The sequence below is a fragment of the Shewanella sp. HL-SH4 genome, assembly GCF_051164845.1.
In the GTDB taxonomy this organism is placed as follows: Bacteria; Pseudomonadota; Gammaproteobacteria; order Enterobacterales; family Shewanellaceae; genus Shewanella; species Shewanella glacialimarina.
This window is the reverse complement of sequence record NZ_CP195037.1, coordinates 2,002,035-2,014,061: the sequence shown is the minus strand read 5'-3', so window position 1 is coordinate 2,014,061 and position 12,027 is coordinate 2,002,035. Positions and strand designations below refer to the sequence as shown.

10 protein-coding genes are annotated in these 12,027 nt (G+C 42.5%); 3 read left to right on the top strand and 7 right to left on the bottom strand.

Annotation, left to right across the window (positions count from 1 at the left end; all coding sequences use genetic code 11):
- Nucleotides 1-217: 217 nt before the first annotated feature.
- Nucleotides 218-2,974: a DNA polymerase I gene (gene polA, locus ACRWQL_RS09825; protein WP_434953265.1), complete on the bottom strand. Its 2,757-nt coding sequence runs from the start codon at nt 2,972-2,974 to the stop codon at nt 218-220.
- 570 nt (nt 2,975-3,544) lie between these two features.
- Between polA and elbB the strand changes: the two genes are divergently transcribed.
- A complete protein-coding gene (gene elbB, locus ACRWQL_RS09820; protein ID WP_434953264.1) occupies nt 3,545-4,198 on the top strand; it encodes an isoprenoid biosynthesis glyoxalase ElbB in 654 nt (217 codons plus the stop codon).
- Between the two features lie 39 nt (nt 4,199-4,237).
- Here elbB and glpG read toward each other — a convergent pair whose 3' ends face one another.
- The 5 genes from glpG to ACRWQL_RS09795 all read right to left on the bottom strand — a co-directional run bounded on the left by glpG (nt 4,238) and on the right by ACRWQL_RS09795 (nt 8,712).
- Nucleotides 4,238-5,080, bottom strand: coding sequence for a rhomboid family intramembrane serine protease GlpG (gene glpG, locus ACRWQL_RS09815; protein WP_434953263.1), 843 nt, complete (start codon nt 5,078-5,080; stop codon nt 4,238-4,240).
- A complete protein-coding gene (gene glpE / locus ACRWQL_RS09810) occupies nt 5,077-5,385 on the bottom strand; it encodes a thiosulfate sulfurtransferase GlpE (protein WP_434927766.1) in 309 nt (102 codons plus the stop codon). Before glpE ends, glpG begins: the two co-directional genes overlap by 4 nt.
- Before the next feature lie 125 nt (nt 5,386-5,510).
- Nucleotides 5,511-6,536, bottom strand: a complete 1,026-nt coding sequence (tdh, locus tag ACRWQL_RS09805; RefSeq protein ID WP_434927767.1) for an L-threonine 3-dehydrogenase — start codon at nt 6,534-6,536, stop codon at nt 5,511-5,513.
- Nucleotides 6,537-6,580: 44 nt separating this feature from the next.
- On the bottom strand, nt 6,581-7,774 hold the full coding sequence (locus ACRWQL_RS09800; RefSeq protein WP_434930762.1) for a glycine C-acetyltransferase: 1,194 nt from the start codon (nt 7,772-7,774) through the stop codon (nt 6,581-6,583).
- 281 nt (nt 7,775-8,055) lie between these two features.
- The gene (locus ACRWQL_RS09795; RefSeq protein WP_434953262.1) at nt 8,056-8,712 is read right to left on the bottom strand and encodes a TetR/AcrR family transcriptional regulator; all 657 of its coding nucleotides are present in this window, start codon (nt 8,710-8,712) and stop codon (nt 8,056-8,058) included.
- Nucleotides 8,713-8,846: 134 nt separating this feature from the next.
- Between ACRWQL_RS09795 and waaA the strand changes: the two genes are divergently transcribed.
- A complete protein-coding gene (waaA, locus tag ACRWQL_RS09790) occupies nt 8,847-10,112 on the top strand; it encodes a lipid IV(A) 3-deoxy-D-manno-octulosonic acid transferase (protein WP_434953261.1) in 1,266 nt (421 codons plus the stop codon).
- 44 nt (nt 10,113-10,156) lie between these two features.
- Here the strand turns inward: waaA and ACRWQL_RS09785 are convergent, their stop codons facing one another.
- A complete protein-coding gene (locus tag ACRWQL_RS09785) occupies nt 10,157-10,891 on the bottom strand; it encodes a 3-deoxy-D-manno-octulosonic acid kinase (protein WP_434953260.1) in 735 nt (244 codons plus the stop codon).
- Between the two features lie 102 nt (nt 10,892-10,993).
- On the opposite strand from ACRWQL_RS09785, the gene ACRWQL_RS09780 reads away from it, so the two are divergent.
- Nucleotides 10,994-12,022, top strand: coding sequence for a glycosyltransferase family 9 protein (locus ACRWQL_RS09780; protein WP_434953259.1), 1,029 nt, complete (start codon nt 10,994-10,996; stop codon nt 12,020-12,022).
- Nucleotides 12,023-12,027: the final 5 nt, after the last annotated feature.

Sequence of the window (12,027 nt, the reverse complement as noted above, 5' to 3'; positions counted from 1 at the left end):
ACTTTAAATGGAAAACTGTTTTTCATATAAAACGACAATAATGTGAGCTTAAGCACAGTCGGCTGCTTTCTATTTTTTATTCATTTATCATTATTATAGATTTTAGTTATTAATATCAGAGGATTGGCGTTAATTTTAGCCGATAAAAAAACCGCGCTATTCTGGCGCGGTTTTGGCTTGATCTTGAATCGAGTTAACTTTTTTGGCATTTATGAGCTTAGTGGGCTTGATCCCAGTTGTCTCCAATACCAGCTTCTGCGAGTAAATAAACATCTAATTTGGCAGCATCGGCCATCAGCTGACACACTTTTTGTTTTAGCGCCTCTGCTTGATCTGCATCCACTTCAAACACTAGTTCATCGTGAACTTGCATTATCATGCTTATCTCGCCATGGGTGTCTTGCTTTATCCAGTTTGCTACAGCAATCATCGCTTTTTTGATAATGTCCGCAGCAGTACCTTGCATTGGCGCGTTAATCGCAGCGCGCTCTGCAGCTTGGCGGCGCATGGCATTACGATCTTTTATTTCCGGTAAATACAGACGACGACCATATAAAGTGGTTACGTATCCTTGTTCAGCTGCATCAGCTCGTGTGTCTTCCATATACTTTAATACGCCAGGGTAACGGGCAAAGTAGGTGTCGATATAGGTTTGGGCTTCATTGCGTGGAATATCTAATTGCTTAGCTAAACCGAATGCTGACATGCCGTAAATCAAACCAAAGTTGACTGCTTTAGCACGGCGGCGTTGTTCTGTGGTGACTTCTTCAAAATGTACGCCAAACACTTCAGCTGCAGTTGCCTTGTGAATATCTTTACCTTCGGCAAAGGCTGTTAATAGGCCTTTGTCCTGTGACAAATGCGCCATAATACGCAATTCAATTTGCGAGTAATCCGCCGCTAATATCTTACGACCTTCTGGAGCAATAAACGCTTGGCGAATACGGCGACCTTCTTCGGTGCGAATAGGAATATTCTGTAAGTTTGGATCGCTAGATGATAAACGTCCGGTTGCCGCATTAGCCTGATGGTAACTGGTGTGCACGCGTCCGGTGGTAGAGTTAACCATTAACGGTAATTTATCGGTATAGGTACTTTTTAATTTAGCCAAACTGCGGTGCTGCAAAATAATTTTAGGCAATGGGTAGTCTAGCGCGAGTTCAACTAAGACATCTTCAGCGGTAGATGGTGCGCCTTTAGGTGTTTTCTTTTTAACTGGGTATTTTAACTTGTCGAAAAATATCACTTGCAGCTGTTTGGGTGAGGCAAGGTTAAATTTTTCTTCGGCTATTTCATATGCCTCTTGCTCTAGTTGGTCGAGCTTTTGAGCTAATTCCCCACTTTGTTGGCTTAATAGCATTGAGTCGATATACACACCTTGTCGCTCTATATCGGACAATACTTGAATAAGTGGCAATTCTAGCTCATTAAATACGCTGGCAAGTTTGGCTTCTTTTTCGACTCTTGGCCATAAGTGCTGATGTAAGCGAAGGGTAATATCGGCATCTTCTGCGGCATAGGGTGCGGCAGTATCGAGCGACACTTGATTAAAGGTGATTTGTTTAGCGCCTTTACCTGCAACTTCTTCAAAACTGATATTTTTATGGCCTAGATACTTAAGCGCTAAACCGTCCATATCATGACGTGATGCAACCGAGTTAAACACGTAAGATTCAAGCATGGTGTCGTAACGCACCCCTTGTAACTTAATGCCGGCGTTAGCAAATATACTGATGTCGTATTTTAGGTTCTGACCGACTTTCTCAGGTTTAGTGCCTTCAAGAATAGGGCGAAGTTTTTCTAATGCAGCCGCTTTATTCAGTTGCTGAGGCGCTCCTTCATAATCGTGTCCTAGAGGTAAATAGGCTGCTTTTCCGGCTTCTACCGCAAATGAAATCCCGACTAATTCAGCATCCATATAATTTAAACTGGTAGTTTCGGTATCGACTGCAATTAACTCTGCCTGACCTAATGTGGTTACCCATTGATCAAGCTGCTCGTCAGTCAAAATGGTTTGGTAGTCAGTTTCTATTACAACTTGCACCGAACTTGGCTCATCCGTTTCTTCAGCTTTAGGCGCTGTTGGGTTGTTGTTATCCAATACCTCTGCTAACCAACGCTTAAATTCCATTTCGCCATAACAAGCAATGAGTTCGTCACGGTTTTGCGATTTAATATCCAGACCATGCCAGTCTTGCTCTAGTTCAACATCTGTTTTGATGGTTGCTAACTCATAAGACAATTTCAACATGTCTGCGTTATCGATGATTTTAGCAGGCATGGTTTTTGAGCCTCTAAAGTTCACCTCTAATACAGATTGAGGATCGGCTAGTAATTTTGCCACGCTGCCAACTCCCGTTAACATTGCAAGGGCAGTTTTTTCACCTACACCAGGCAAGCCTGGAATGTTATCGGCTTTATCTCCCATCAAGGCTAAAAAATCGATGATCAATTCTGGGCCGACACCAAATTTGGTTTTGATTTCTTCTGGCCCCATGATGGTATCTGTCATGGTATTGATTAACGTGACATGTTCATCAACGAGCTGGGCCATGTCTTTATCGCCAGTACTGATTAATGTCGCCCGACCTTCTTTACTTGCCTGGCGAGAAAGAGTGCCTATGACATCATCGGCTTCTACACCTTCAATGCTGATTAGTGGTAAGCCTAATGCGCGAATAATACGGTGTAATGGCTCAATTTGACTGCGCAAATCATCCGGCATAGGAGGACGTTGCGCCTTGTACTCACTGTACATGTCATTACGGAATGTTTTACCTTTGGCGTCAAAAACCACCGCGATATGTGTGGGCTCATATCTACTTAATAGGCTACGCAACATGTTTACCACGCCATATACAGCGCCTGTTGCTTCTCCTTTAGAGTTGGTTAAGTGTGGTGGTGCGTAGTAAGCGCGATAAAGATAAGATGATCCATCGACCAAAATAAGCGGATTATGAGCAACTGTAGGCATAAAATGAGTTCGTTTCTGTTATGTTAAAAAGAATATACTAGCAGTGAATATAGCATGAAATAGGCTATGAATGTTTGAACGTTACGAGTAACTTAACTCAAGCGTTATTTGTCAACAAAAATGACCACGTAAAACGGTCACAGCCTGTGGATAAGTCTGTGAGTCATTTTGTGTAAATAACAGGATAGTTTTAAATACGACTAGAATTGAAAAACTTAACTTGTTGAATTTTAGTGTTTATTTTAATTTTTGTGAGCGGTATATAAGTTTTATAAATTATTCTTATTATGTGGACTTTTTTATTTAACTGGGTTAGCCCCTTGATATATAAACGATAGATTGAAGATCTTTTGGCGTTTCAAACTACATCAGATACATTCATTTAATAGGGTGTATTATCCAACAATCCAGTTCTTTAATTTTTCGTAGTCAGTTGTGTTATAAAATTGAATAACTGACTTTACAAAAAATTGGATGAGCTAAGTTAGCACGATTTTTAATCAGATCAAGTCTTTTGTTGAGCATTTGTTAAAAAATAAAGCAATCAATCTTAAGGTGAAGGAACCGACAATGAAAACTATTGCAGTATTATTAAGTGGATGTGGTGTGTTTGATGGCACTGAAGTGCATGAGGCTGTTTTAACCTTACTGGCGTTGTCTCGTGCGGGTACTAAGTATCAGTGTTTTGCCCCTGATATTGATCAAATGCATGTGGTTAACCATTTAACTGGTGAGGTTACAGCCCAAGAAACACGAAACGTATTAGTTGAGTCAGCACGAATTGCCAGAGGAGAAGTGCTTAACGCAGCCAACTTAGACGTTGACCAGTTTGATGGCTTGATTGTGCCTGGTGGATTTGGCGCAGCGAAAAACTTATCTAACTTTGCCACTAATGGCAGTGATTGCACTATTTCACCTATTGTTGAGACCTTTTTGCGGGAGTTTGCGTTGGCGAATAAGCCAGTAGGCTACATGTGTATTGCCCCTATGATGCTACCAGTTATTTACACGAATGTTAAGGGCACTATTGGCCGTGACAATGAAACTGCTCATGCATTTAATGAAATGGGCGGCGAACATCATGCGGCGAATGTTGAGGATATTTTTGTTGATGAGGCGAATAAAATAGTCACAACTCCAGCTTACATGCTGGCAACTAGCATTGCACAAGCTAATGAAGGCATCGAGAAACTGGTTAATAAGGTGTTAGAAATGATAGGGTAAATGCTAACCCTCGCTTGCCAGCAATGACAAAGAGGAGGGTTAGCTTTTAGCTGATTTACGGCTATCGAATAGTGCTTGAGCTAGACCCACCAACAAACCACCCACATGCGCTCCGTTAGCTATTGGCATACCTAATAAATCGGTAAACCCTAATATTAACCAAACCATCATAAAGCCCATATAAGATTGTGGTAATGCGATACTACAATCTGGTTTTCGTACACCCATTAACCAGGTGTACCCGACTACCGCATAGACCACGCCAGATAAGCCGCCAAAATTGGGACCTGTAATAAAAAATTGTAAAATATTGGGCAAGGTGCCCGCCATAAGCAATAAAAACAATAAGGGTCTAGTCCCTAAGCGAGTTTCTATTTTACCACCCAAATACCACCACCAGAGTAAATTGAAAATAATATGCATCGCGGAAAAGTGCATTAATGAGGGGGTAAATACACGCCAAACTTGATTAAGGTTGCTGTCAGGCACAGCGCTAAAAAATGATAATGCGCTAAAGGTGGCATTACCCAGACCTAAGTTCATTAATGCATATACAACAACACAACTAAAAAAGGTGATTAATGTCAGTGGTCCTGCGCCGGTAATAAATTGCTGGGCTAAGCCTAAAATACCTGAACCATAATCAAACTTTGTCTGTGTACTGCCATTATCCCAAGAAGCCTGTAGATACTTCTCATCGTGAGGATGCAACACAAATTGAGCAAATTCATTACGGGCCTTTGCTTCATGTTGTGGCTCAACTAACATAATGGCCACGCCATGAGGGTGAGGCTCAATATGGCTCTCAATACCCAAGCCTGTTAGGTAATCCACAAAAGCCTGTGCGGTGCGAGCGTATGGTAGCAGGCCAATTTCTATCATGCGTGGGCGGCTCCCCATGCGACATAACCACCATCAAGGCTATAGACATCATCAAAACCTTGTTCAATAAGGTAGCCTGCAGCGCCTTGGCTGCTTATACCGTGGTAACAGACAACCACTAGTGGTTTATCCATATCGGCATCGGCAATAAACTGAGCGATATTTTCGTTAGTTAAATTGATCGAGTTTTCAATATGCCCGGCATTAAAAGTGGCGCCATCGCGAATATCAACAATCTGTACATCGTTAGAATCTGTAGTCATATGGATGAGTTCGTTGATAGATAAATGCTTAAAAGTCGACATGCTGCACCTTAAGGTAAAAATAACGGAATAAATAACAAAGTAAACGTGATTATGTAATAAGGGGTTGTAATGATACAACCCCTTATTGGTGTGAATATTATGTTAGGTTTAGGGCTGTGCCTAAATTAGTCCCAATTTAAAATCACTTTTCCTGATTGGCCTGAACACATAGCGTCAAAGCCTTGTTGGAAGTCATCAATATTGAAATGATGGGTAATAATAGGTGACAGGTCTAATCCCGACTGAATTAAACTGGCCATTTTATACCAGGTTTCAAACATCTCGCGGCCATAAATACCTTTGATGATTAACCCTTTGAAAATGACTTTGCTCCAGTCAATAGCCATATCGCCACCAGGAATACCTAGCATGGCAATTTTGCCGCCGTGATTCATGGTGTCTAACATGGCGTGGAACGCTGATGGCACCCCAGACATTTCTAAGCCGACGTCAAAGCCTTCTGTCATGCCGAGATCTTTCATCACATCTTTTAAGTTTTCTTTGGCGACGTTTACAGCGCGGGTTACACCCATTTTGCGGGCCAAGTCTAAGCGGTATTCGTTAACATCGGTAATCACCACATGGCGAGCGCCCACATGCTTACACACCGCCGCAGCCATAATACCAATAGGCCCAGCACCTGTGATTAATACATCTTCACCGACCAAATCAAATGACAATGCGGTGTGAACAGCGTTACCAAATGGGTCAAAAATAGCGGCTAATTCATCCGGAATGTCCGCTGGAATTTTAAAGGCATTAAATGCTGGTAATACTAAAAACTCAGCAAATGCGCCATCACGGTTTACACCCACACCAGAAGTGTTACGACATAAATGAGTGCGACCGCCTCGGCAGTTTCGGCAATACCCACAGGTAATGTGGCCTTCACCTGACACGCGATCGCCAATAGCAAATCCGCGCACTTCCTGGCCCATGCCGACCACTTCACCGACATACTCATGACCCGCGATCATAGGAACAGGAATGGTCTTTTGCGCCCATTCGTCCCATTTGTAAATATGTACGTCAGTGCCGCAAATAGCCGTTTTACGAATTTTGATTAATAGGTCGTTATGACCTACTTCTGGTTTTGGTGCGTCAACCATCCAGATGCCTTCTTCAGGCTTTAATTTACTTAGTGCTTTCATCTTAATAACCTATTATTTCCGAGCTGTTGTCGTCTTGGCTAAGATCAAATAATGCCCATGTCTTTACCTATTCGGGTAAAGGCACTGATAGCATGGTCTAATTGCTCACGGGTGTGTGCGGCTGACATTTGGGTGCGAATACGTGCTTGTCCTTTAGGAACAACAGGGAATGAGAAACCTACCACGTAGATATTTTCAGCCAGTAATTTGTTAGCAAAGTCACTTGCTAGTTTGGCATCGCCAATCATAACCGGAATAATGGCATGATCTGCGCCGCCTAAAGTAAAGCCTGCAGCTGTCATTTGCTCACGGAAATAACGGCTGTTTTCCCATACGGCTTCACGCAAGTTTTGCCCTGTTTGTAGCATTTCCAGCACACGAATCGACGCACTGACAATTGATGGGGCTAAAGAGTTTGAAAATAAGTAAGGGCGTGAACGTTGACGTAACCATTCAACCACTTCTTTTTTAGCGGCAGTAAAGCCACCTGATGCGCCACCTAATGCTTTACCTAAAGTACCAGTAATGATGTCAACTCTATCCATAACATCACAGTACTCGTGAGTACCTCGACCATTTTGACCAATAAAACCCACGGCGTGAGAGTCATCGACCATCACTAATGCACCGTATTTATCAGCTAAATCACATACGCCTTTCAGGTTGGCAATTACGCCGTCCATCGAAAACACACCGTCGGTGGCAATCAGAATATTGCGTGCACCAGCGTCTTGAGCTGCTTTTAATTGGACTTCTAAATCAGCCATATCATTATTGGCATAGCGGAAACGCTTCGCTTTACATAAGCGTACGCCGTCAATGATTGAGGCGTGATTAAGTGCGTCAGACACAATGGCATCTTCGGCATCTAATAAGGTTTCGAACAAACCGGCGTTGGCATCAAAACAAGAAGAATACAAAATAGTATCTTCAGTACCTAAAAACGCGCTTAAGCTTGCTTCTAATTGCTTATGAATATCTTGCGTGCCACAGATAAAACGCACCGAAGCCATACCAAAACCATGGGTGTCTAAACCCGCTTTTGCTGCTGCAATAAGGTCAGGGTGATTCGCTAAACCTAGATAGTTATTAGCACAAAAATTAATAACTTGAGTGTGATTAACTTCAATCGAGGTTTGCTGAGCAGATGCAATTACACGCTCACTTTTATATAAGCCATCGGTTTTTACATCTGCAATTTGTTGGTTGATACGGTCATAGAAAGAGGTTGAGGCCACCTTTTTTCTCCTAGATATTGGTTATTATGCTAATCCAAACCTCAGTGTAAAATCGGTCTACACGGGGCAGGTCAGTTGGAGTTGATGGCATTCTAACCTGTATTTTTGTTGTCCCACAGTGTTTTTTATAGTGGCAAATGCAACATTAACAAGATTAGGGCAATTGAGGTGTTTCGATTAGAAAATCTAATCAGAATTATGAATGAATTGTTATCGAAAATACCGCCAACCCACATACTATTGTAGCGGGTTCGGGCAACATTGTTTGATGGCTGTAGAGTTTACGCTGCGGCAGCGCGCTCTTGGCTAGCGATATCACGATAATGATGTTCTAAACGGTCAAATGTCGCGATGGATGACGGCGTTGAGTAAGCTTTAAAAATCATCATAACCCGTAATAAACCATCATATAAAGTGGCTTTAGTTATGGTGCCGATACTGGTTTGAGTTAGCTGATAACTAATCCAAAAACTCACCATCATTTTAATCGTGTCTGCTAAGTCAATAATGCGGTCATCATCTACGGCTAATATGCCGTCTTTTTTCAGTTTGCGTAATACATTACTAGAGCGATTTAATACCTGCTGTTGGGCATGTAAATAACGTTTTTTAAGCGCATCATCCCGACTTAAAATATCGGCTAAATTGGCGTACATAAACCGGAACTGCCATAAGGTGTAAAACATGGCATCAAAATAGCCAATCAGTAAGTCTACCGTAATAGGAATATCATCGTAAGGTTTAAACCCTGATTCTAAATGACTTTCATACAAACTGAATATGGAGTTGATGATGTCTTCTTTATTACGGAAGTGGTAATACAAATTACCTGGGCTAATGCCTAAATGGGCTGCAATATGATTGGTTGTTGTGGCACGTTCACCGTGTTCATTAAACAGTTCGAGGCTTGCAAAAACAATTTTATCGCGGGTTTTCATGCGGTTTCCAATTTCAACAAAAAGTCATTTACGCTTATGGCGACATGATAATCGAGAGTTCATATCCCTATGAATTATGATTATGTTAACATTGTGTTTATCTGACAAGCAAAAATCTCAAAAGTAGCTAATTAATGTTCCGAATTCTGTATTCGATATTTCTTTACCTCTTGTTTCCATTAGTTGTAATTTATTTTGGCGTGCGTGCCTATAAGAGTGTTGACTACCGCAGTCGTTGGGGTGAACGTTTTGGTTTAACCCAATGGGCAAAAACCGATGTGGTTGTGCATTGTGTCTCAATGGGTGAAACCTTGGCCGCTGTGCCGCTAATTAAAAAGCTAATTAAAACCTATCCAGAGTATAAATTTACCGTCACGACGACTAGCCCAACAGGGTCTAGCGAAGTGGTCAAAGCATTTGGCACTAAAGTACAGCATTGCTATTTACCGCTGGATTTTTCTTATGCAGTGAAGCGATTTTTACGCCAGACAAAACCCCAAATGTTGATCATTATGGAAACCGAGTTGTGGCCAAACTTGTTATATTTTGCAGATAAACAGCACGTTAAGTTAGTACTGGCGAATGCGCGTTTATCAGCTAAATCTGCTAAAAAGTATCAAAGTAAGTCATGGCTTACTCAGCCTATGTTAAAACAATTAAGTGCTATTGCGGTGCAAACCCAAGCAGAAGCTAGCCGGTTTACTTCGTTAGGCATTGACCCCGCCGTTGTGCATGTGTGTGGCAGTTTAAAGTTTGACCTTACAATTGATCCACAAAAATTGCAGCAAGCTCAAGCGTTAAGGCTGCAATGGCAACGCCAACAAGCGCCTATTTGGGTCGCGGGCAGTGTTCATCCCGGTGAGTTTGACGCGATATTAACTGCACATAAACAACTGTTAGCCAAATATCCTGAGGCTTTATTAATTATGGCGCCGCGTCATCCTGAGCAATTTAATTTAGCAGCTATTACCATTGCTCAAGCTGGTCTGCAATTCGCGCGTCGTAGTATGAATGATAACGTGGTTGAACAAACTCAAGTGTTACTTGGCGATACTATGGGGGAGTTGGTGATGTTATATGGCGCAGCAGACCAAGCTTTTGTCGGCGGCACGTTAATTAATAACGGTGGCCACAACCCACTAGAGCCAGCAGCAATGGGGTTACCTGTCACTGTGGGGCCTCATCATTGGGATTTTGCCGAAATTACTGCGCTGCTGAAACAAGCTGGAGGTCTTAAAGTGGTAGCCAATGCTGATGAACTTGCCGACACACTACTGCACTTTTTTGAACATCAGCAAGACTATCAACAAGCTGTGCTAGCTGCTCGTGGTGTTGTTGAGCAAAATAAAGGCGCACTTGAAAAACAATATGCGCTAATCGAGCAGTTATTAACGCACTAAAATACACGAAAGAGCTCAATAGGCTGCTTTTATTGGCGCTTAATTTACAGCCCTACTGGGTTTAGCGTTTGATAGCCCTGGATTAATTGTTGCCAGTTTTCTGTGGTGAATGGTAAAGCAGGTTGTTTAGTTTGCTCTTTGTTAAACGAGCGCAATAATCGTTGTAAATTTGCCTGTTGCCATTGTTTCTGCGGTGATTTAATTTCACCGCGATCAAAATCGATTAACGAGAATGAATCACCAGAGATTAAAATGTTTTTCGCGTTAAGGTCGGCATGGTACACCCCACGCAGATGAAACTTAGCAATAGTTTCGCCCAATGCGTGCCACTGAGCCTTATTAAGTGGCTGGTTAGTTAAATGCGCCACTAGATCTTTCGCACCAGCGACTCGCTCAATAATAATATCTGCTCGATACCAGAAACCAAAACGTTCAATTTTAGCTGCAATGGGATTTGGTACCGCAAAACCTTCTTGATAAAGCAGCTCTAATAACGCTAACTCGGCATAGGCGCGTGTGCGGGCTAATCCTGTGTAGAAGTAAGCATCACGGCTAAACTTTTCCATTAATCCACCACGCCAATAATGACGTAACACCCACTGTTGCTGTTGGTGTTCAGCACCGGTTTGCACAAACCAAGTGGTGTAGCGTCCTTTGGACTGGCCAACGACAGCATCGTTCGCCTGCCAGTGCTCAACAGTGAAACTGTCGACAGTTAATTGTGCTGCCGATGGTGGGCACCAAGCAATAACGCCGTTGGGTATGGATTTTAGCTGCATGAATAGTTAATAACCCTGCTAGATCAAAAGGGCATTATACCTTAAGATCACTCACTTGCATTCACTGGCAACTTCGCTTGCTTAATCTTACATTGGACGCCCATGAAGTTTGACCCCAGCAAGATGAAATCATTATGCCTTTTAAGGTTATCTGCCATTGGTGATGTGTGTCATGCCGTGGCTATGGTACAAGCTATTCAGCGTGAATATCCTGAACTAAGCATTACATGGATTATAGGCAAAGTAGAATACCAACTATTAAAACACCTCCCTGGGATAAAGTTTGTCATATTTGATAAATCCCAAGGTTGGCGAAGTTATGGTGCATTGCGACAAGCATTAGCCGGACAAAAATTCGATGTGCTTTTACATATGCAGGTAGCGCTAAGGGCCACAATTGCATCACTGATGATTAAAGCCAGAATTCGTATTGGCTTTGATAAGACTAGAGCCAAAGAAGGCCAGTGGCTAGTGACTAACCATGCGGTAGAGCCACTAGCAACGCCACATGTTTTAGACGGTTTTATGGGGTTTGCCAAAGCCATTGGTGTGACAGACTTAACGCCACGTTGGTATATACCTGTCCCACAAGCTGACACTGACTTTGCTTCACAACTTATAGGTGATGATAAGGTATTTATTATTTGCCCCGCAGCCAGTAAAGCTGAACGTAACTGGCTACCTGAGCGCTACGCTGCTGTGGCGGATTATGCGATATCTCAAGGCTATAGGGTGATGTTGTGTGGTGGCCCTACAGTACTTGAAAAAAACTTAGCCGATGCAATTCAATCACACAGTCAACACACATTAGATAACCAAGTCGGTAAAACATCCTTAACGCAACTGCTTGCGGTGTTAAAACAGGCTAAACTGATGCTTGCCCCCGATACCGGGCCATTACATATGGCGGTGACTCAGGGCACTGCTGTTATTGGTCTATATGCGCATTCTAATCCTGATCGAACAGGGCCCTATTTTTATCGCCAACATACTGTGAGCGTTTATCCACAAGCTATAGCGACACAAGTGCAGGGCGACATTCCTTGGGGAAAAAGAGCCAAAGGCGATCAGTTAATGACGATGATCACTACTGAAATGGTTGTACAAGCTTTTGACTGCATTTCATCCTAGGGTGA